Source organism: Paenibacillus sp. 1001270B_150601_E10 (assembly GCF_015558675.1).
Classification (GTDB): domain Bacteria; phylum Bacillota; class Bacilli; order Paenibacillales; family Paenibacillaceae; genus Paenibacillus_B.
Window position 1 is genome coordinate 136,313 of the sequence record NZ_JADMOL010000008.1, and the last position, 20,938, is coordinate 157,250.

At 45.3% G+C, this 20,938-nt stretch carries 17 protein-coding genes; 5 read left to right on the forward strand and 12 right to left on the reverse strand.

Features of this window, described 5'->3' with window-relative positions; all coding sequences use genetic code 11:
- Positions 1 to 30 precede the first annotated feature (30 nt).
- The 4 genes from I2H74_RS18130 to I2H74_RS18145 all read left to right on the forward strand — a co-directional run bounded on the left by I2H74_RS18130 (position 31) and on the right by I2H74_RS18145 (position 4,306).
- A complete protein-coding gene (locus I2H74_RS18130) occupies positions 31 to 870 on the forward strand; it encodes a sugar phosphate isomerase/epimerase family protein (protein ID WP_195575644.1) in 840 nt (279 codons plus the stop codon).
- Positions 867 to 2,453, forward strand: coding sequence for an FAD-dependent oxidoreductase (locus I2H74_RS18135; RefSeq protein ID WP_195575645.1), 1,587 nt, complete (start codon positions 867 to 869; stop codon positions 2,451 to 2,453). Before I2H74_RS18130 ends, I2H74_RS18135 begins: the two co-directional genes overlap by 4 nt.
- A gap of 27 nt (positions 2,454 to 2,480) precedes the next feature.
- The gene (locus I2H74_RS18140) at positions 2,481 to 3,545 is read left to right on the forward strand and encodes a Gfo/Idh/MocA family protein (RefSeq protein WP_195575646.1); all 1,065 of its coding nucleotides are present in this window, start codon (positions 2,481 to 2,483) and stop codon (positions 3,543 to 3,545) included.
- 410 nt (positions 3,546 to 3,955) lie between these two features.
- A complete protein-coding gene (locus tag I2H74_RS18145) occupies positions 3,956 to 4,306 on the forward strand; it encodes a TM2 domain-containing protein (protein ID WP_195575647.1) in 351 nt (116 codons plus the stop codon).
- 105 nt (positions 4,307 to 4,411) lie between these two features.
- Here I2H74_RS18145 and I2H74_RS18150 read toward each other — a convergent pair whose 3' ends face one another.
- The 9 genes from I2H74_RS18150 to I2H74_RS18190 form a co-directional block, all read right to left on the reverse strand.
- A complete protein-coding gene (locus tag I2H74_RS18150; protein WP_195575648.1) occupies positions 4,412 to 5,869 on the reverse strand; it encodes an extracellular solute-binding protein in 1,458 nt (485 codons plus the stop codon).
- A 201-nt stretch (positions 5,870 to 6,070) separates the two neighbouring features.
- Positions 6,071 to 6,994 carry a carbohydrate ABC transporter permease gene (locus I2H74_RS18155; protein WP_195575649.1) on the reverse strand — a complete coding sequence of 308 codons (924 nt, stop codon included), beginning with the start codon at positions 6,992 to 6,994 and terminating at the stop codon, positions 6,071 to 6,073.
- A gap of 14 nt (positions 6,995 to 7,008) precedes the next feature.
- Positions 7,009 to 7,932 carry an ABC transporter permease gene (locus I2H74_RS18160; protein WP_195575650.1) on the reverse strand — a complete coding sequence of 308 codons (924 nt, stop codon included), beginning with the start codon at positions 7,930 to 7,932 and terminating at the stop codon, positions 7,009 to 7,011.
- Between the two features lie 158 nt (positions 7,933 to 8,090).
- On the reverse strand, positions 8,091 to 9,695 hold the full coding sequence (locus I2H74_RS18165; RefSeq protein WP_195575651.1) for a response regulator: 1,605 nt from the start codon (positions 9,693 to 9,695) through the stop codon (positions 8,091 to 8,093).
- Positions 9,692 to 11,530: a sensor histidine kinase gene (locus tag I2H74_RS18170; protein ID WP_195575652.1), complete on the reverse strand. Its 1,839-nt coding sequence runs from the start codon at positions 11,528 to 11,530 to the stop codon at positions 9,692 to 9,694. The genes I2H74_RS18165 and I2H74_RS18170 overlap by 4 nt, the downstream gene beginning before the upstream one ends.
- Positions 11,531 to 11,538: 8 nt before the next feature.
- The gene (locus tag I2H74_RS18175) at positions 11,539 to 12,933 is read right to left on the reverse strand and encodes an extracellular solute-binding protein (RefSeq protein ID WP_324254104.1); all 1,395 of its coding nucleotides are present in this window, start codon (positions 12,931 to 12,933) and stop codon (positions 11,539 to 11,541) included.
- 339 nt (positions 12,934 to 13,272) lie between these two features.
- The gene (locus I2H74_RS18180; RefSeq protein WP_195575654.1) at positions 13,273 to 14,145 is read right to left on the reverse strand and encodes a DUF421 domain-containing protein; all 873 of its coding nucleotides are present in this window, start codon (positions 14,143 to 14,145) and stop codon (positions 13,273 to 13,275) included.
- A gap of 93 nt (positions 14,146 to 14,238) precedes the next feature.
- Positions 14,239 to 15,597, reverse strand: coding sequence for a metallophosphoesterase (locus I2H74_RS18185; protein WP_195575655.1), 1,359 nt, complete (start codon positions 15,595 to 15,597; stop codon positions 14,239 to 14,241).
- A gap of 222 nt (positions 15,598 to 15,819) precedes the next feature.
- Entirely contained in the window at positions 15,820 to 16,974 is a 1,155-nt protein-coding gene (locus tag I2H74_RS18190; RefSeq protein ID WP_195575693.1) for an AI-2E family transporter, read from the reverse strand.
- 323 nt (positions 16,975 to 17,297) lie between these two features.
- Between I2H74_RS18190 and I2H74_RS18195 the strand changes: the two genes are divergently transcribed.
- Positions 17,298 to 18,311: an LLM class flavin-dependent oxidoreductase gene (locus tag I2H74_RS18195; protein ID WP_195575656.1), complete on the forward strand. Its 1,014-nt coding sequence runs from the start codon at positions 17,298 to 17,300 to the stop codon at positions 18,309 to 18,311.
- A gap of 231 nt (positions 18,312 to 18,542) precedes the next feature.
- Here the strand turns inward: I2H74_RS18195 and I2H74_RS18200 are convergent, their stop codons facing one another.
- The 3 genes from I2H74_RS18200 to I2H74_RS18210 all read right to left on the reverse strand — a co-directional run bounded on the left by I2H74_RS18200 (position 18,543) and on the right by I2H74_RS18210 (position 20,878).
- Positions 18,543 to 19,133, reverse strand: coding sequence for a YdeI/OmpD-associated family protein (locus I2H74_RS18200; RefSeq protein WP_420707461.1), 591 nt, complete (start codon positions 19,131 to 19,133; stop codon positions 18,543 to 18,545).
- Positions 19,134 to 19,299: 166 nt separating this feature from the next.
- The gene (locus I2H74_RS25330) at positions 19,300 to 20,019 is read right to left on the reverse strand and encodes a metalloregulator ArsR/SmtB family transcription factor (protein ID WP_195575658.1); all 720 of its coding nucleotides are present in this window, start codon (positions 20,017 to 20,019) and stop codon (positions 19,300 to 19,302) included.
- Between the two features lie 247 nt (positions 20,020 to 20,266).
- Positions 20,267 to 20,878: a DedA family protein gene (locus tag I2H74_RS18210; RefSeq protein ID WP_195575659.1), complete on the reverse strand. Its 612-nt coding sequence runs from the start codon at positions 20,876 to 20,878 to the stop codon at positions 20,267 to 20,269.
- Between the last annotated feature and the right edge of the window lie 60 nt (positions 20,879 to 20,938).

Here is a 20,938-nt window from a genome sequence, read left to right on the forward strand (position 1 = left end):
AGGTCATCATATGATTGGGAGGGATCAGATATGGAATTTACGTTAAGCATGTGGAGTGTCCATCGCACGGTCAGGGAGCATCAATGGACAGTCATTGATTTTTTATCGTTTTGTCACGACCAAGGCATACATCAAGTGGAGCTTCTGGACGTATTCTGGAAGGATGTCGACAAAGAACTGCCTGAGGTAATCGGCTATTTGAACCAGCACAACATAAAAGCAATCAGCTATGCCGTAACCAATGATTTTGTAAGTCAGGAGCTTGAAGCACGACAAGCTGCTCTAGATAAAATAAGAAGCGCCTTTCCGATCGCAGCCTCACTAGGGGCCTCGGTAATCCGTGTATTCTCGGGTAATCTGAATGGCGATATCACCTACGAAGCGGCTCAGCAGTGGATCGTGGAAGGATTATCTGCTGCTGCCAAAGAAGCAGAGTCGCTTGGGCTCACACTTTGCCTTGAAAACCATGGACAGCTCGCCGGCACCGCCAAGCAGGTGCAATCCATCTTAGAGCAGGTTCACTCGCCAGCGCTGAAATCCACCTTCGATACTGGCAACTTCCTGCTCGTCGACGAGGAACCACTGCAAGCTTTGAACGAGCTGCTGCCATTCATTGAGCATGTACATCTGAAGGACTTTACAATTACCGAAGGCGGACGCTATCGCTCCTTAAGCGGACTTACCTATGAAGGACGTGTATTGGGTGAAGGAGTCGCGCAGATCGAACCGATCCTTCGTACGCTAAAGGCGAATGGCTATTCACAAGGTATCGTTCTGGAATATGAAGGCCTTGAGGATGAGCGGGCTGGCATTCAAAAATGCTTGGCTGCCTTTGAACAAATGAAGCGCCGGCTGGAGGTTACGACATGACCATTGCAAGAGAGCGCTGCTTAGAAGCAGACCTGTGCATTATCGGAGGAGGAACCGGCGGTACGGCTGCTGCCCTTGCTGCTGCAAGAGCAGGGAAGACTGTCATTATGACTGAGGAAACTTCCTGGATTGGAGGGCAATTCACAAGCCAGGCCGTTCCGCCTGACGAACATCCTTGGATCGAATCCTTTGGAAGTACCCGCAGCTATAGACAATTCCGTGAACAGGTTCGTGCCTATTATCGCGACAACTTCCCGATGCAGCCTACATCCAGAGCGCAAGTCCAATTGAATCCGGGCAATGGCACCGTAAGCCGCTTATGTCATGAACCCCGTACTGCTCTCGCAGTCCTGCACCAGATGCTTGCTCCATACATTCATAGCGGTAAGATTATTCTGCTAACCGAGCATATCCTGGTGCAAGCACATACGGCGGGCAATCAGGTTGATCATGTTATTGTTCAATGTTTGAATACAAAAGAAAACATGAAGCTTAAGGCTCGTTTTTATTTAGATGCTACCGAATGCGGAGATCTGCTTCCTGCTGCAGGTATCGACTATGTAACAGGTGCAGAATCAAAGGCTGAGACCGGTGAGCCGCATGCTGTAGACGGCGAGGCTATCCCTCAAGATATGCAGGGCTTCACTTACTGCTTTGCGATGGACTATATGGAAAATGAAAGCCATCTCATAGCGAAGCCGGCATTCTATGACCAGTGGAAAGCATACAAACCTTCCTTCTGGCCGGATCGCTTGCTCAGCTTTACCGCACTGAAACCTTCAACGAATGAGCCCATTCAATATGAGCTTTTCCCGGGCTACGGCCGTTTTTCCTTGTATCAATACCGGCAGATCGCGGATCAGAAGCATTTTGCTGCCGGTACATACAAAAGCAATATAACGCTCGTCAATTGGCCGCAAAATGATTATTGGCTGGGCTCCATTATTGATGTAAGCCCTGAAGAGCGGGAGCATCATCTCTTTATGGCCAAGCAGCTCAGCTTCTCCCTCCTCTATTGGCTTCAAACTGAAGCCCCTAGACCGGATGGCGGGCAAGGCTATCCTGGCCTTCGCTTAAGGCCGGATGTAGTTGGGACTTCCGATGGAATGGCCATGTATCCGTATATTCGGGAATCACGCAGAATCAAGGCGGAATTTACCGTCCTTGAGCAGCATGTCGCGACCGACCTAAGACCAGAAGGCAAAGCCGAGCCTTTCTTCGACAGTGTGGGAATTGGATGCTATCGCATTGATCTGCACCCAAGCACCATGAATCGCCCTTACATCGATATCTCATCGCTGCCGTTTGAGATTCCGCTAGGCAGCTTAATCCCAAGCAAGATGGACAATGTGCTTGCTGCTGCCAAGAACATCGGTGTAACCCATATTACAAACGGCTGCTATAGGCTTCATCCAGTGGAATGGAACATTGGAGAAGCTGCGGCACTATGTGCAGCCTATTGCATCAATAAGAATGCGACGCCAAGAGCCGTTCGCCAAGATTCCGCTCAACTTGCTGCCTATCAGCAATTGCTTGTCCAGCACGGCATTGAGCTTCATTGGCCAACGATCCGCCCTGTATAATTCATGGATTGCATAAGGAGGATGACGATGTCTAAGCAAATTCGAATAGGACTTATTGGAGCAGGCTCAATTTCTGAAATGCATTTGCGTGCTTATCACGAGCACCCCGATGCCAAGCTTCAAGCCATTTGTGATCTCAACGAAACAAGAGCAAACGCAAAAGCCGAAAAATATGATATCCCTCATGTTTATAATAATGTACACGATCTGCTTGCTCGTGATGATATCGATGCAGTAAGCATCTGTACATGGAATCATTCCCATGCGGAAATTAGCATTGCTGCACTTCAAGCAGGCAAGCATGTTCTCGTCGAGAAGCCGCTATGTACGAGTGTGGAGGATGCTCTTGCCATTCAACAAGCAGTCGCAGACACTGGCAGACAGCTGCAAGTCGGCTTTGTTCGGCGCTATGCTTCCAACACAAGAATCGTACGCTCCTTTATCGATAGCGATGATATTGGTCCGATTTATTATGCCAAGGCTTCCTGTATTCGCAAGCTGGGCAATCCGGGCGGCTGGTTCTCTGACAAACAGCGCTCCGGGGGCGGCCCTCTCATCGACGTGGGCGTGCATGTTATTGATTTATGCTGGTACTTAATGGGGCGCCCAAAGGTTGCCTCCATTAGCGGGAATACGTATGCAAGGCTTGGCAATCGCTCCAACATTCAAAACCTATCCTTCTACAAAGCTGCGGACTATCGTGCCGATCAAAACGATGTCGAAGATATGGCTAATGCGCTCATTCGCTTTGAGAATGGCGCTTCGCTCCTCGTTGACGTGAGCTTTACCCTTCACGCGAAAGAAGATGAGCTGACTGTTAAGCTCTATGGTGAGCGAGGCGGGGTGGAGCTGGAACCTGAGCTTACGTTCATTACCGAGAAGCACAACACCATTCTTAATGTAACGCCACAGATCGATAATCTTAGCTTCAACTTTCAAAAAGGATTCCAAGACGAAATCCATCACTTCATTGGTGTATGCCAAGGAGAAAAGCATACCTTAAGTCCTGTTGAAGATGGCGTTGAAATGATGAAGATCCTATGCGGCATTTATGAATCCAGTCACCTGGGCCGTGAAATTCACTTCAATTAAGACTATACAAACAACCCGCGGGCTATTGAAGGTTCCTGCGGGTTGTTTGCGTTATTATACTATTCAAGAAAAAGTCTTATAGCAAAGCGTCCAGACTCATTTAAGTGAAGTGAGATGCCTTCGCTCGATTCACTGTCAATGGACAGGACAATCGCAATCGATTCATCCTATAAGACGACCGAGCGAATTTCCGCACGATCTGACGAAGAATCCATACGCACAGCTCTTTGGAAAATTAGATCTAGAGCATTCTTACATTTTCATACTATTTAATAGTATGATTTACACTTTTGATTAATGCACTCATAAAAATGTATTAATTAATGAATGTTGTTTGATTATGTAGATCATTGCCATATTATAGAATCCATGATAGTATAATGGAACTACATATCTAGGAGGTAAGCACTATGTCAATTGTTGCACTAAAAAGCCAGCTTGACGCAAGAGAATTGATGATTGTGGATTCAGAAGTGAAAAGCCAAGGAAAGAATATGGCTATTGCCTATTTGCTTTGGTTCTTCTTAGGTGGTCTTGGTGCCCATCGCTTCTATATGGGCAAGACAGGGTCAGGAGTGGGCCAACTGCTGCTCATGATTGCGTCTTCCATTCTAACCATTTTGCTTATCGGGTTTTTTGGCTTTTTCGCACTTGGGATCTGGGTGCTCATCGATGCATTTCTTGTTCATAAGTGGGTAACAGACTACAATGTTAACGTTGAAATGAAAACCATTCAAGGCCTACTTAATCAACGCAAGTAATTATACATAATACGTTTCGGTCCTATCAAAAAGAAGCTCTCCTTTTTAGGAGAGCTTCTTTTTATGCTATGAACCCTGAGCATGACAGATTGCTTGGTTGTCAACTTATTTATTGGTATACCAATCGTTCGCCTGCTTTACCATATCCGCTCCACCCTCATCATGCCACTGCTTCAAGAACTGGTCATAGTTCGCAATCGGCTCTGCGCCCGTAATATACTTCAGCACATTATCGTCGAGCAGCTTCGTAAGCTTCAGCTTGTTCTTGTTCACTGATTCAATCGGAGGTGCTAGCGACATCGGATCGATGATGAACAGTCCTTCTGCTTCTTTCTGGAAGGCTTCAAAGTAGGACTGAAGAATCGGTTCTTTCCGCACTCTTGCCTGCCAGTAATCCGGATAACTTTTCTCTATAGTACCAGTCATAAAGGAGCTTCCATTCGTTAAATCATCATTGAATTTCGGTAATATCGGGTAATACTTTCCGTCCTTCACTTCATGGTGCACGCCCTCTTGCCCGATTGCGAGACCCTTGAACGTCTCCGGCTCAAGCTTCGCATTCAGCAGCTTCATCGCCTCTTCCTTATGCTTGGAAGCCTTTGGAATCGCAATGAACCAAGTAATACCGGTATTAATTCCGACATTCGCTTTGCCGTCTTTATTTTTCAAATACGGTATTACCGACAATTTGGCATCAGGGAAATTCTGTTTTATCGAATTAACCGTATTGGTCGAATTCCACCATGCCAGTTTGTACATAGCTGCTTTGCCGCTTGTGAACTTCTCAATGGCTTTAGCTGCCGTATTAATCGGCATCTCTTGGTCGATAAGCCCTTCGCTATACAATCGATTCATATACGTTAGAAATTCCTTCATTTCCGGCTGTTCCGCTTTGTGCACAAGCTTGCCATTCTGATCAGTCCAATCGTTAACGATGCCAAAGGCACTTGCGATATCCCCATAGATCGAATCCTTTGCACCTGTAAGCGGAACGATCTGCTTCTTATCCTTGATCGTCTTCAACACATTGTACAGTTCCTCTGGATTCGTAGGAGTCTTCAGTCCGAGCTCATCCATCCAATCCTGTCTGACAACGAGTGCTTCACCAGCACTTGCACCAGATCCCGCCTCTGGGATTGCATAGATCTTGCCGTCAATGGTCGCACTGCCCCAAGTCGTATCCTGGATCGCGGCCTTGATCTGATTGCCATGCTGGTCAATCAGATCATTCAACGGCTCGAGCGCTCCAGATGAAGCCAGCTGATAGAACTGGCCGGAACTCAGCTTCATAATATCAATCGGCTCTTTGTTAGCCACAAGCAGATTCAGCTTTTCATCAAAGTTTTCGGCAGGCAGCATTTCATAGTTGACTTGAACCCCTGTCTTTTCTTGAATGAAGCCAGCCATAAAGTCTTTGTTCGGGTCGAATCTGCTGTATGGCATTAACATGCGGAGGCCCTTGTCCTTACCGTTATTGCTGGATGAAGTACCGCTTGATGAACATCCGAACATCGATACACAAAGCAAGACTGCAAGCAATGTCAATCCGACCTTACGCTTCATGTGCTTTCCCCCCATTATTTAGGCTCATTTGAATCTAATAAGTGCATAATTGTAGTGTCTGCATCGACATCTATCTTCGATCACAAAGGCTGTATCCGCAATGTCGAGACAGCTTAAAACGCTTAGCATGAGATTAATGCGATAAGAATCTTGGGCATAACCTTATCCCCTCTTCCTTCACCTCCTTCGCATAATGAACCCTTAACCTTTAACAGACCCAATCAGAACCCCTTTCACGAAATACTTTTGAAGAAACGGATAAACGATCAAAATAGGAAGAGTAGCGAGCAAAATGGATGCGGCTTGAATGGACTGCGGCGTGGTGTTTAAGGCCGCATCCATGCGATCCTTCAAGAAGTCATTGCTGGATGAGACAAGCATCTCCTTCAGAAATAGCTGCAGGGGCTTAATTTCAGGATTCGATATATAGATCATGGCAGCAAAGTAATCATTCCAATACTGCACGGCGAAAAAGAGACCGATCGTTGCAAGTACAGGAAGCGACAAAGGCAATACAATCGAGATCAGGATGCGAATATGTCCTGCGCCGTCGATCTTGGCGGATTCCTCTAGACTTTCTGGGAGACCTTCAAAGTAATTTTTGATCAGCAGCAGATAGAAAATATTGACCATCCCGGGCAGAAACAGCGCTCCTATTGTATTAATAAGCTGAAGCTCCTGCATTAACAGATAAGTAGGAATGAGTCCCCCACTGAACAGCATCGTAAAGATAAAGTAGAGCAGGAACCACTTCCGGCCTCTTAATCTCAGTTTGGATAATGGATAAGCCGTAAGGGTCGTAAATAAAAGTCCAAGAAAGGTCCCCGATGCGGTGACAATAATCGACGTTTTAAAGGATTGAAGAAATAGGATATCCTGCAGGACATATCGATATGTTCCCATTTGAAAGCCAATTGGAAACAAATTGACGCTCCCCGAGATCACCGCAGCCTCGCTGCTGAAGGACTTGGCGATCAGATTGATAAAAGGAAGCAGCGTAGTTAGTCCCATCACGATAAAGAAGCAGATATTAAAGACTTGAAATATCCGTTCGCCTGCACTTCCCTTTTGTCGAGACGATTTGGACGTGCTGTTATTCTTTGAACGATTCAGGCGAGTGTTCATTCCTTGACCTCCTCTTACCAGATTCCACGCTGTAAATACTTCCGACTAAGCGCGTTGCCTGAGATCACCAATATAAAAGCAATCACCGACTCGAACAGGCCAACGGCGGTTGTAAAGCTGTAATCCTGGTTCCCTAATCCCATACGATATACATAAGTGCCGATGACATCCGATACCTTGTATACCGTTGGGTTGTACATGACGAGAATTTGCTCCGTTCCCGCTTCAAGAATGCTTCCTAGACGGAGAATCAGCATCAGGATAATCGTAGACGAGATGCCTGGCAGTGTAATATGCAGAAGCTGCTTCCACCTGCCCGCACCATCGATCTTCGCTGCGTCGTACAATTGAGGGTCGATGGTTGCGAAGGCTGCAAGATAGACGATGGTCCCCCAACCTACTTCTTTCCAGCCTGCCGAGGATACAAGCAACCCGCGGAAGACGCTGTTATCGAGGAAAAATGTAATCGGTTCCATTCCTAAAGAAACGAGCAGCTTGTTGACAAGTCCTCCATTCGTAGATAATAAATCAATGAATAAGCCGCTCACGATAACCCATGACAAGAAGTGAGGCAGATAAATGATCGTCTGCACAACCCGCTTGAAGATAAGCTGCTTCAGCTCGTAGAGCATCAGTGCAATGACGATGGGCAGCGGGAATAAAAACACAAGCTTATACACACTGATAATGAGCGTATTGCGGAACACGAGCAAAAAGTCAGGCGTGGTAAACAGCTTCTCAAAGTGCTTCATCCCCACCCACGGACTTGCGTTATATCCATCGAAAATATTAAAGTCCTTAAACGCAATGACAATGCCATACATAGGGGTGTACTTAAACAATAAAATAATGAGCATTCCTGGTACGATTAGAAGATACAGGCTGTAATCCTTGCGGATATCCGACCATAATGTTTTCCAATGTCCTTGTCTGTCCATCGCGTTCACTCCCTTCGAAGAGCCTTATCCGGTTCCTTACTTTCATTCTAAAGAGTGGCGTGATTCGATTATAGACGATGCTGATTACCTTTTTTGGTACTTTCATGAGGTTTAGCAATATCATGATTGCTTCCCTGTCACTGTTATAGATTTAGGCTTTACTTTTTGAACTCACCGGGTGTGGCTCCCCAATATTTTCGAAATACCTTTGTAAAATAACTGACGTCTCGATATCCGGTTGCTGTTGCAGCATCATATACCCTGCCACCTTGCTGAAGAACCTCCTTCGCCCGCTCCATTTTCTTTGTCGTCACGTAGCTGGAGAAAGCGACCCCCATCTCCTGCTTGAACAATCGGCTTAAATAAGAGGAATTGACAAACATGCGATCTGCCGCGCTGTGAAGCGTCAATTCCTGATCCATCTCCTGTTCGATTAAGGAAAGCAATGCCGTGATCGTATGATGGGTGCTGGAGCTGCGAGCCTCGAGAAGCAGTTCTATCATTCTTTCTGTCGCACGATGGATCAGGCTCCAATGCTCTTCCTTCGTGCGCAGCAGCTCAATGGAATAGACATATCGGATATCATCGCCGAATACTTCCCGTGCGCTAAGCCCTTGATTTTGTATCATCCGAATCAATAGGCTGTGAATATACAAGATGGATTCATAGGCTTCTTCAATGGATTCTGCCCCCTCCATTAGTGACGTCCATACTTCTTCCAGACATTTCAGTGCACGTGCTTGATCTGCTGTTTCGATCGCAACTTCCAATCCCTTTTCCGCCTGAACGGTTCCTTTTAACGCAACTTCCTCCTGGCTCGTGTCCTGATATGGAATAACGAGCTCACGCCCAAGAACGATTCGACTTTGCAGCGCCTTGATCGCTTGGCGATACAGTTCATGAAGATGCTCGATGCCGAGCACCTGGGCACAGACTCCAGCGCTCACGGTGTGCTTGAGTATGCCTTTAACCTGACGCTGAAGCTGTTCCACGCTGGCGTGTAGATCTCTTAACAGCAATTCTGGCCCCAGCTCGTCCTTCTGAATGACGATGAGCACCGTAAAGCCTTCCTGCGTTCTACATACGAATTGCATAGGCTGGTGCAATAATTCCTGCGTTATGCAGTGCAGGCTGAAGCTAAGGAGCGAGCGGTCTGTCTTCTGATACCTTGTTTCATCTAATGGGATCGGGTCCATATCAAGCACAGCGACAGCTGCTCGGTCCAGCTCGTTAAGTCCTAGCTGAAGCTCATTGCTCTTATGGATTAGCTCCATGAGCCGGTATTCCCCTCCAAGCCACTGACGAAGCATGTCCTGTCGAAGGACAGGCAGATGTGCCTGCCACTTTTTGTTAAGCTGCGCTTGCAGCTGCCACTCCTGCATGTCCCGCTTCGCTTGCTCCGCGAGCTCAAGCATCGTGCTAAGAATCTGCTGGTATCCAGCTGGCTTAAGCAAATACTTGGACACGCCTTGCTCCATCGCTTGCTGCGCATAGGTGAATTGATCATGACCGCTAAGAATCAATATTTTTTGAAAAGGAAGACTGTGTTCTTCTCTGAGCTTTGCAATAAATTCTAAGCCGCTCATTTCAGGCATTTGCACATCCACAATCATAAGATCTGGAAGCTTCCTGGCTGCAAGCTCCAGGCCTTCTATTCCATTCGAAGCCGTACCGACAACCTCAATCCCATGGTCCTCCCACGGAATCTGATAAGCCAAAGCATGCCGAAGTCTTGTCTCATCTTCTACAATTAGCAAATTCATTGGGCTACCTCCTTCATCCCACTAGCAGATTTGTCTCGGTTGATTGATTCAACATGGTTCGAATGAGGCGGAAAGACAAGCTGAACCTTTGTGCCATGTCCTTCTTTGCTGTCAATACTTAGCTTCCCGTCTGCACCGTAAACGAGCTTTAGTCTGGAAGCTACATTTTGAATCCCGTACATGTCTTTTCGATCTTCTGCGCGCATCGACCATTCTTTAAGCCGGCCTGTACGAATGGTTTCCAGCCTTGATTTTACTTGCATAAGCCGGTCCTTTGGCACGCCTGGGCCATTATCCTCAATAGAGATACATACATCATCACTGTCTAGCAAGCGACAATCGATGCGAAGCAGTCCGTTTTCCTGTTTGCCTTCTAAGCCGTGCAGGATCGCGTTTTCGACGATTGGCTGCAAGAGCAGCTTCAGAATCGGTATGCTTCGGACTTCATCCTGGATGTATACTTCAACATCAAAGCTGTCCATAAAGCGGATTTGCTGGATACGTATATAGGATTCCAGATGGGCAATGCTCTCTTCGATCGTATATTCTTCTGCCCCCTTTTGAAGGCTTAAGCGGAAAAACTTTGACAGATGCAGCACCATCTCACTGATTTCTTCTGCATCATAATTCAGAGCCGTCCAATAGATTGAGTCTAAGGTGTTGTATAAAAAGTGAGGCTGGATCTGGGTTTGCAGAACATGGAGCTCTGTGGAGACGATCTGGAGCTCTTTTTCATAGATGTTCTCGATGAGGTTCTTCTGGGTGGCGGCCATCTGATCAAAGGTTCGCATCAAATATCCAAACTCATCCTGCCGCGGATCAGACAACTTAATATCGAGATCTCCGCTTTGCAGACGCTTCATTCCTGCAACCAATCGCTTTATCGGGGATGCTATGCTTTGGTAGATTACCCATGAGATCCCAAGAGCCAGCAGCACGCTAATGATAATAATGGCGTTAATATAGTATTTAAGGACATTGGTCTCGGTAAACAATTCTTGCTTAGGTTGAATCATCGTGAGGTTCCACCCTCTATTTTCCGATTGAACCGTAACTCTAACAGCATCTTCTCCGATATCAGCAAGCATAGATTCTTTTGGATCTGAACTTAACAATACGCTTCCTTCTTCATCTTGAAGATAGATGGCAGCATTCGATGAAGGCAGAAGACTTGATATTTCAGCCTGAAGCTTACGCATGTTCAAGCTCATCAATAACACATACGGAGATCGATCCGCATTATAAAGATCCATCGTTCGCAGCAGAACAATGCCGTCCTTATATCGCTTGGAAAATAGACTCTGTGCCATCCCCTCCCGATTATGGGCTGAAATGATCATCATATCAGCTCCGCTTACTCTGGACATGCGTGACAGCCATTCCTGTTCGTCAGCGGACGTGACCGGTTCCCCGCCATATTTCGTGGATAGGAGCATATGAGAAGGAGAATGGTACATAGCGATATCCTCCACCATCGGATTGATAGACTGTACGATAGATAATTCTTTAATCATTGCCGCAAAGTCGACGATCGCCTCTGGCGTAATAGAAGCTTTATGCTTGTTGAGAATGTCGAGTAGTTGTTCGTCCGTCGCAACAAGCGAGGTGATCTCCCCCATGCTTTGTAGTGTCATATCGAGATTGCTAAGGGCTTGTGACATTGCGATCTTGGAGCGATCAACTGCTAGATGATAAACGATGTCTTTGGATTTATTTATGGCAAACCAGCTTACCAGCACAAGCGGCAGCAAAATAAGCAAAAAGGTTACCGTTAATCGAAATTGAATATGTCGTCTGCGTCGTATAGGAAACCATTTGCGGAATACGTTCAACATGCATCACCTCACTTGGGGTTCGTCCACTGCTGCTGCCGATACCATGCATTTACTTCACGAGTAACCTCTCGACCGCCGCTATCCAGCCATTCCTCCGCAACTTGGTCGAACGCATCGAGAGCATCCACGCCAACGATTATTCGAACAAATCGTTCGTAGAGATCCATTGGCTTCATGCTCAGCCTGTTCATTGCAGGTGTCGGCATGCCTTGGAACGCATTCAGGATCAAATGCTGCTCTATGTACTTCAAATTGTCGTGCAACTGATAATTGCCGAGTGAATCAAGCCTTTGCTTATCAAGCACAGGATCCTGTAGATTAACAAGCGACTGGTAGATACCGCGGTAGAGGTGCTTGTCATGCTCCTCAAAGTTGGTCTTGATCTTCCCATCGATCATCTGCCATACTTGATTCTCGAAGCCCAGCTTCAACACTTTTGCTCCATCGCCAGCGATATAATTCAACAGCTGTATGACCTCGGCAGCACGCTTCGTGCCGGTAGGTATGACGTTATATCCACGGATCAAATCCTCGCTATAGACTCCATTTGCACCGTCGGGACCAGTTGGATAATTCAAGACGATCCATTCAGCATGCGGATTTCGGCGCTTGCTTTCTGCGATCATCCCTCGGGTGTCATACCATGCCGCAGAAAAGAGTCCAACAGTCCCTTCAACCACTTTACTTTCTAGATTGCGGTGTCGATTGAGAGGAAACTCCTGATCAAGCAGCTGCTCCTGATACAGCTTCCTTAAAAAGGCAATGGCTTCCTTCGCCTCAGGAACAAGACTTCCGTAAGCAAGTCGCCCATCACGAACGATCCAGCTATCCAATTGCGTTCCAAAAGCTCCAAAGAACGGAGCGGACCTGCCTAAATTTTCTGTCAAAATCAGCCCTGTCGTATCCTGAAGACCATTTCCATCAGGATCATCCTCCTTGAAGGCCCTGATAACCTCCGCATACTCCTCTAATGTCGTCGGCGGCTTCAGGCCGAGCCGATCCAGCCAATCATTTCTGGCGTACATCAGTTCGACGCCCTTAATCTCATGCAGGCTTGGAATGGCATAGATATGTCCTTCGTACGTCACCTGTTTCCATGCTTCCTTCGGAATCTTTTTAAGCAGTTCCTGTCCATGTTCTTTCAGGAGATCATCAAGCGGGATAAGCTCACCAGCCTTCATATACCGATCCAGCCAAACGGGATTATACACATGCAGCATATCAGGCCGCTTTTCCTGTGACATATATACATTCAGCTTCTCTTCATAGACCGAAGCTAGCGGGAGGACAAACTGAACATTTAGGTTCGTCCGAGCTCTGATCTCTTCAACATAAGGATTCTGATTCTCATTCATGCCATCTGGAAATTCTAAACCAAGGTCGTTAATCACCACTTGGATCACTTGATCAGCCGCTCCTTTATCCTGCCTAGGAGCGAACGAGGAAAATGAAAATGGATCGCATGATGTGGTTATCAGGCAAACAACGAACAAGATTGATGTTTTCAGCCATAATGCACGATTCATAACCCTCATCCTCTCTTCTTGATTATCCGCTACTATTAATTAATTGCGCTCGGAATGAAAGAAGTCCTCCTTTCTGCCCATTAGTTTCCACCCCATGCTTGAATTCCCCCTTCTGGACCGTTTATACTTTTCCACTAAGTTCAATAAAAAAAGCCCGCAACGTCTAATGACCTGCGGACACCATAAATTAATTTTATATTCATTCAATTGGAGACATCACTGCTTTAATGGGGGCAGCGGATCCTCCATTACCTGTTCGAGGTCCTGACGGAACCGCTCTACTAGCTGGTGCAGCTGAATCGCTTTTTCATCCTTAGATGCTTCCGTTGACGTTTTCAGACTCGCTTCAATCTGTCTAAGCTGCAGCAATACATTTGCTGTGGGCTGATACTGATTGTTTAACGTTCGCTTGTCGTCATACAAGTCCACGTACAGCTGTTTGTTCGCATCCACCTGCGCAAGGAATACATCTTCCACTTTCACCCCGAGCTTAGCAAGCTCCTTCTTCAGCCAGTGCTCATCAAGCCCTTCGCCTCGCAGCTGCTCATTCATCACTTCTCCGTCCATAATGAGAATCTGAGGGGAGCGCTCATGCTGCATAATGATGCCAAGATCGTTTGCAGTCAGCGGCTGATGTTCTTTTTTTAATTGAACATTGATTTCCCCACTCGGTTCAATGACTGCAAACTCCACATCCGCAACACGAAATACACTCTTTTTTCTTAGGCCTTCCATTAGCTCGTCTGACGTAATTTTTTCTTTCATTAGATTCTCTTCCATGATGCGACCACTTTTAATTAAGACTTGGGTAGAGCCGTCAATAAAATCCCTACCTTTTTTGGATTTGATTTGGATCCATTCGATCGCATACGATACTGCAACCCACACCGCGAGCGATAGAATGCCCCAATACCATCGTGGATCCTGCTCCAATCCGATATAGGCTGCCAAGCTGCCAATCGTTATGCCTGTTATGTACTCAAATACAGACAATTGGGACACTTGCCTCTTACCCAATAACTTTGTTAGAAAGTATAAAGAAACAACAGCTGCCAGCGTTCGAAGTGTAATTTCCAGCCATGTTGGCATGTCCAGATTCCTCCTTCATGAACTCATGGTGAAATGTCATTTTATTAATATGAGTTATCTGGACGGTAATTATGTGCTAACTTTCACTTCAAACTACTTCTCTATTTTCATCATAAATTCATTATGCGCATGCTTATAGGGTTGAAGCATACTCACTACGTAGCCTTTAAGGTAGGACGGCTTCGCTTTTGTCCATAACTCGTAGGCATCAGAAAGCAGAAGTTGTTCGCGGTTCGCGATTGGTTTCCCTGCAAAATAATCATTGTTGATCTGAACCATAAATTCACTCATTGACTCAATCTCGTCATGGCTGTAATGCTCCAGAAGCAGCTCTTCTCTCACCATTCGTCTCGTAAAGTCTTCAAAGTATTGCTTGGCATATGGATTAAACGAAAGCAGTCGATTGTCCTCTACCCCTGTATGCTTAGCCCACTTCTCTACCTCAACAGGAACGGTAAAGTATTTCCATGACCGTTCCTTTGCATCATGCCGCAAAAAGCCATACTGATGCGGATATACGCTTAGTGCACTTGTAGCCACATCATAAATCGTGGACGAACTTGATGATTCTTCTGCAACTGCTTCATCTGTTGCCGATATATGCTGCAGATGAACATGGCCTGACAGTACGAGTGGAAGATTCAGCTCTTGAAACAATGATACAATCTCTTGGTGATTTATAATTTGGTATTCCTTGCCGGACAGATCATTATGCGAAAGCAAGTTATGATGCATCACTGGGAGTACGTCTGCCCCCTCTTTCCTTGCTTCCTTGACCACTTCACGAATCCACCTCTGCGTAGATGAAGGGATAATACCTGTCAATTCAGGCTTTCTAAGGCGCTCATTCGATCGGTATAGACAGGTATCAAGCATAAGCAATCTAACATGCGGCGCGGGAGCTGCCATATAGCTCAGCGTCTTGGAATCTCTAGATACAGCCTCATCATAGCCAAATGCTTTGTAAATCTCAGAAAATTGCTCTGGTGTTACATAATCAGCCTTTACCTGCTTATCTCCCTTAAATTGGCTTGACCACGGGTTTAAAATATCATGATTGCCAGGAATCACGTAAACCTGTGTTCCAAGCTCCTCCATTTGCTGAAACATGCTTGCAAGCTGTTCATGGCTTTTACGCTCGCCATTATTGCTCACATCTCCGCTCACAATAAGCAGCTCTGGCTTGTTTAGCGAGATATCACGAATAAATGCCTGCATAATATCGTCCATCAATTCAAGCTGCTTGCTGTCTCCTGTATCCACATATTTGCGAAATGCAGGACCATCGTCCATCAGTTCAGGAGCAAAGTAATGAATGTCTGTTGCCACATAGGCCGTAAACGTATCCGCTGCGTGATATTGACGTTCCTGCCTCTTCGTGCTGCACGAAGGAAGTACAATCATTCCGGCAAGCAGCAGCAGGCCTAATCTTATGATGCTGTTTCGTTTCATGATAGCCACCTATATCTGCCCGTAATGTTTCTTGCTTTTTCAAACGACAACTTGAAACGGTTCCATCTTCCATTATGTATTATTAAACGGATTTCTGGAATCTAAAAATAGGATTCGGCGTTTCCAACTGACTGCCCTTTAATAGAAGCGTTTATGGCTCTAACATCCTGCATGCAAAAGCTCCCTCGCTGCGATACATTCGCATGGAGGGAGCTGGAACGATTAATTCATTTCATGTTCGCCTTCTCGATCATACAAGCCAGATCTCATCTTGAACCATTGGAACAAGTGCGTTGCGATGACTTTAAGAACAGCATAGCCCGGTACGGCCAAAATGACGCCGATTATGCCAAAGAGGTTGCCCGCTGTCAGGATGACAAAGATGACGGTGATCGGGTGAATTTTCAACGTCTTGCCCATGATCTGAGGCGAGATAAATTTGCCTTCGATGAACTGAACGACGGTCCAAACGACAATCATCTTCAGCAGCATCACAGGTGACATAAAGAGTGCGACAATTAACGCAGGCGTGATTGCAATCGTGGGCCCAAGATAAGGCACGACACTGGTGAATGCTGCGATAATCGCAAGGACAAGAGAATACTCCAATCCTATAATCATGTATCCGATATACAATAAGATTCCGATACAGAAGCTATCAATAATTTGTGCTCTAATATAGGTACTGATCTGACGGTTCATCTCAGACATTACGTGCTGAGTACCATTGCGTAATTTGTTGGGCAGGAACTTTACCATATAATCCGGAAGTTTCTTCCCGTCTTTCAAAAGATAGAACAACACGAACGGAACAATGACGATGGCAAGCACAACTTCTGTCACTTTGCCTACGATTGAGCCAATGCCGCTTAATGTGTTATTAAAGAAGGCGGCAGCCTTGCCCGTCAAGTCTCGAATCATTTGATTAAAATCAATACCTGATTCCCGTTGAAAATGGTTAAAGATGTCACTGCCTATCCATTTTTCAAAGGTCGCCATCGCTTCATTATAATATTTAGGGAAGTTCTCAATTAAGCTTAGCGTCTGTTCTTTAATAAATGGAATAATCGCGACGATTAAAAAGGTAATGAGTCCGATAATGATTAAATACAGCAATAGAATGCTATAAATCCGCTTCACCTTGAATCTTTCCAGAATATCCACAATTGGATTGAGCAGATAATAGGCTACTCCAGCTAGGATGATAGGCAGCGAAACGGTAGTAATCAGTACCTTTAATGGTTGAAAAATATACGATATCTTTGAAAATACAAAAATATTCAATCCAACAAGCAGCAGTATAAGTAGAAAGATAACGAACTTATTATGAAGAATAAAGTTGATCAGCTTGCTGCTTAATCGTTGCTCTTGCTTGATGTGTTGCTTGGTTTCTTCTTGTTCCAATCTGTATCTCCCCTTACTCCGAGCCGTGTTAACTAATTGACGACCAAGTTGCAGCCGTCCATCATTCTCTTTATCTATCTTCAACCTAATACGTTTACATCAAACATCCGTTTCAATAAATCATAGGTATTATTCTCATCTTTTGCAATTATCGAGACGTGAGTGACGGATTTGCCAATGAACGCCAAATATTTTAATATAGAAAATATAGTTACTACATTAACTGAAGCTTTAGACCTTGATGGAGGTGGATTCCATATTAACTGAAGCTTTAGACCTTGATGGAGGTGGATTCCATGAAACTCAGCTTTTTAGACCATTCACAAATAAGTGAGGGCCGTACTCCAGAGGATACATTGCGGGAAACCACTCAACTTGCGCAAGAGGCAGATGCTCTTGGTTTGACAAGATTCTGGGTATCAGAACACCATGGCGCAGAAGGACATGCTCATTCTAGTCCTGAGATCTTGATCGCACATCTAGCCGCCCATACCAAGAAGATTCGTATCGGCTCCGGCGGTGTCATGTTGTCCCACTACAGCGCTTATAAAGTAGCTGAGAATTTCCGCCTTTTAGAAGCTTTATACCCAGGTCGAATAGATCTTGGGATCGGACGTGCTCCTGGAGGCGCCATGCTCTCCACAAGAGCTCTGCAAGAAGGCATGCAAATAAAGGCAAGCGATGATACAGCTAAGAAACTAAATGATATTGAAGGTTATCTTTACGACGACCTGCCTAATGGGCATCGATTTAAAGGTTTGCTTGCCTCCCCTTCGCTAGACCATGCACCAGATATCTGGATGCTTGGGTCCACATATGGCAGCGGATCGATTGCTTCTGATTATGGGACTGCCTATGCATACGCGCAGTTTTTTGGTATTCCGGGAACCGAGGGAGCCATACATCGCTATCAGGAACAATTCAAGCCATCGAGACTAAATGCCGCTCCCCGCTCATTGGCCGCCGTGATGGCAATCTGTGCGGATACAAGCGAGGAAGCAAGTGCACTGGCGTCAAGCTCCGACTTGTTCTTTATGCTGCTTCATACAGGACGCATGCCAGCTCGGCTCCCATCCGTTGAGCAAGCTCTATCGTATCCTTATACCGTTCAGGAGCGAGCAATCATCGAGGCGTCACAGGTTCGTAAAGCAATCGGAACGCCTGCTGAAGTAAGAGATAAGCTGCATTGCATTGCCGAAGAGCTTGGTACAGATGAGATTATGATTGTAAGTCCAATCCATGAATTTGAGGCTAGAGTACGATCACTTCAGCTGATTGCACAAGCAGTCTTGGGACAAACCAACACGTGATTCGTAACATTGGTCAATAAGATTCCTTAACGAAAACAATGGCAGCTAAGGATAATCAAATCCTAGCTGCCGCGTTTTAGAAATACAACTGTATCGTGAATCGTAATAAGGTGAACCTCGTCATGTTTGCCTTTCGGGGGGCTAATCTACTTGCTTGTGCTCTCTACAAAGCAAAAAAACCTGTCTCATGGACAGGTTATAGATTCTCTGAATCGTTTTTCATTGAAAAGACTAATCGTGCAATCCTTTTCCTATGAGAATCTGCTTGACATACTTTTCAACCCGTGACGCTCTTGTTTTGGATTGTTTGGGTTCAGAAAAATAATGCAGGTAGGCTCTTTGCCGCCCTGGTGTTAAATCTTCAAAAGCCGTTTTCAAGTCAGGATTTTCATCAAGTTTATGTTGAAACTCTTCTGGAATCTTGTATTCTTCCGTCTTTTTAAAATTAACTTCTAAACCGGCTTTTTCAACCTCCATTGCTTCGTAAATATAAGCTTTCAAATGGGCTTCCGCCTCAACGATTTCTTCCACATTGGTAAACCGAATCTGACGGGCAGCTTGAACGTTCTCGGTTTGTTGGATTAATATACCCATCTCATCTCGAAGCAGTGCCCCTTTGTGAAACAGAAGCGCACAATAATCCTTGAACCCATGGATTAATACGATGTTTTTATTCTCCAACGTGTAGCAAGGATGCATCCATTTAAATTCCTCAGTCAGCTCACACTCAAGGACGATCCTTCTTAACGTCTCGAATTCGACCTTCCACTTTTTTGCTTTGCTTAAAAATTCATCAACTTTAGGATTCAAACGCTTGGTCATCAAGGAGTACCCCTCTTCAATTTATTGATCCGTAGACAGAAAAATGATCAATCCTCATTACGGCTTAACCCCATATAAATAGAGCAAACAGCTGCGTTCAAACCCGGGCTGCTTGCTCCATTGTTATGCGCGAGTTCAAAGCGAATAAAGGAAAAACGGACTAGCCTCACATTTCCGCTAGCAATGTTTTTAGTTCTCCGCCCATTCTCGCCCAACCAAATTTCGCACCATTGAACGCTTGATCTTCTTTTTCAAATCCTGTTTGTTCAAGATGCAGATAAGTGGTTCCATCCTCGTATCTTAGTGTCCATGTAATTGTAGTGTTAATTCCGCCACCTACCCAAGTGTAAGAAAGCTTATTAGGCTCATGTACTTCAAGAACCTCGGAATCGATAATCAAATTCCACTGCTCATTGCGGAACTGGAATTTGTGTCCAACGACTGGCTTCATATCATTTGCCATTACCCACTTTGCAAGTGTGTTCGCATCTGTTAAGGCATGCCATACCTTTTCAATCGGACTTTCAAATGAAAAATCTTGGGTTACGGTTAGGCTCATCTTTTGTTCCTCCTGTAATAATTGGTTTAGACGTGATATTCTTTCACTCCAGAACTTGCTGTAAAACGATACCCAATTCTCAACTTCCCGCAATGGAGCTGCCTGTAGGCGATAACGCGTTTCCCTGCCAACCTTCCTGCTGATTACGAGACCCGCTTCTTTAAGTATGGCCAAATGCTTCGATACCGCCGTACGTCCCATGTCAAAATGAACGGTCAACTCATTGAGAGGCAGTTCTTCCACATCCGCCAACAAACGCAGCAGCTTGCGTCTGGTTGGATCCGCGATGGCAGCATAGATATCACGCTCTTGATTATTCTCGTTCAAAATCACCAACCCTTTAATAGGACACCAAATGGTGTCTTTATTATATGACTCCGTTTAGTGTCATGTCAAATTTTAATATTTAAAATTATTGGCATCCGCTTCATTTGTTTCGCAGTACATTCATTCTTTTTGTAATTAAGAATAGCGCATTCCTGTACTCATGCTTCAAGGCAAAAATAAAGACCTTACTGATTACTCAGCAAGGTCTTTTGTGTGCATTCGAAACTTTCTCTTTCATATATGGTGCTTACTTTTGTTTTTTACGTTTACGATAGAACCAGAAGACGCCGCCAATAAAGGCAATGGCAATCACGGCATAGGTAATGTTGGAGTACACATCCATAACCTCAACAATCTTCTCCCAAGAGCCGCCAACGGCTGCTCCTAGAGATACAAGGATGATATTCCAGATCAATGAACCGATTGTTGTAAACAGCAAAAACAACCAGAAGTTCATTTTAGCCATACCTGCTGGAATCGAGATCAAGCTGCGAATCAACGGTACCATGCGGCAGAAAAGTACTGTCCAATACCCAAAGCGGTCAAACCATGCATTCGCTTTGTGCAGATCCTCTCTCTTTAGCCTTAGGATATGTCCATAGCGATCTACGATAAGTTCGAGACGCTCTATTCTGAGCACATACCCAAGCCAGTAAAGAATGATCGCACCTGCAACTGAACCTAGCGTAGCAATCACGATGACACCTGTCAGCGTAAGCTCCGTATAGGTCGTCATAAATCCACCAAACGTTAGAATAAGCTCGGATGGGATTGGCGGAAACACATTTTCAACCGTAATCATTAAAAACACAGCTAGATAACCATAGCTTTCCATAAATTCTGTAATCCAGTTTTGCATCTCATCCTCCAATTATATGTAACTCCAGCAAATATAACGGATTCTACTATCAAATTGCAA

What these genes read in the sequence shown, in the direction of transcription:
- I2H74_RS18130 (WP_195575644.1), top strand. Translation starts at nt 31, where the DNA reads ATGGAATTTACGTTAAGCATGTGGAGTGTCCATCGCACGGTCAGGGAG.
- I2H74_RS18135 (WP_195575645.1), top strand. Translation starts at nt 867, where the DNA reads ATGACCATTGCAAGAGAGCGCTGCTTAGAAGCAGACCTGTGCATTATC.
- I2H74_RS18140 (WP_195575646.1), top strand. Translation starts at nt 2,481, where the DNA reads ATGTCTAAGCAAATTCGAATAGGACTTATTGGAGCAGGCTCAATTTCT.
- I2H74_RS18145 (WP_195575647.1), top strand. Translation starts at nt 3,956, where the DNA reads ATGTCAATTGTTGCACTAAAAAGCCAGCTTGACGCAAGAGAATTGATG.
- I2H74_RS18150 (WP_195575648.1), bottom strand. Translation starts at nt 5,869, where the DNA reads ATGAAGCGTAAGGTCGGATTGACATTGCTTGCAGTCTTGCTTTGTGTA.
- I2H74_RS18155 (WP_195575649.1), bottom strand. Translation starts at nt 6,994, where the DNA reads ATGAACACTCGCCTGAATCGTTCAAAGAATAACAGCACGTCCAAATCG.
- I2H74_RS18160 (WP_195575650.1), bottom strand. Translation starts at nt 7,932, where the DNA reads ATGGACAGACAAGGACATTGGAAAACATTATGGTCGGATATCCGCAAG.
- I2H74_RS18165 (WP_195575651.1), bottom strand. Translation starts at nt 9,695, where the DNA reads ATGAATTTGCTAATTGTAGAAGATGAGACAAGACTTCGGCATGCTTTG.
- I2H74_RS18170 (WP_195575652.1), bottom strand. Translation starts at nt 11,530, where the DNA reads ATGTTGAACGTATTCCGCAAATGGTTTCCTATACGACGCAGACGACAT.
- I2H74_RS18180 (WP_195575654.1), bottom strand. Translation starts at nt 14,145, where the DNA reads ATGCCAACATGGCTGGAAATTACACTTCGAACGCTGGCAGCTGTTGTT.
- I2H74_RS18185 (WP_195575655.1), bottom strand. Translation starts at nt 15,597, where the DNA reads ATGAAACGAAACAGCATCATAAGATTAGGCCTGCTGCTGCTTGCCGGA.
- I2H74_RS18195 (WP_195575656.1), top strand. Translation starts at nt 17,298, where the DNA reads ATGAAACTCAGCTTTTTAGACCATTCACAAATAAGTGAGGGCCGTACT.
- I2H74_RS18200 (WP_420707461.1), bottom strand. Translation starts at nt 19,133, where the DNA reads ATGACCAAGCGTTTGAATCCTAAAGTTGATGAATTTTTAAGCAAAGCA.
- I2H74_RS18210 (WP_195575659.1), bottom strand. Translation starts at nt 20,878, where the DNA reads ATGCAAAACTGGATTACAGAATTTATGGAAAGCTATGGTTATCTAGCT.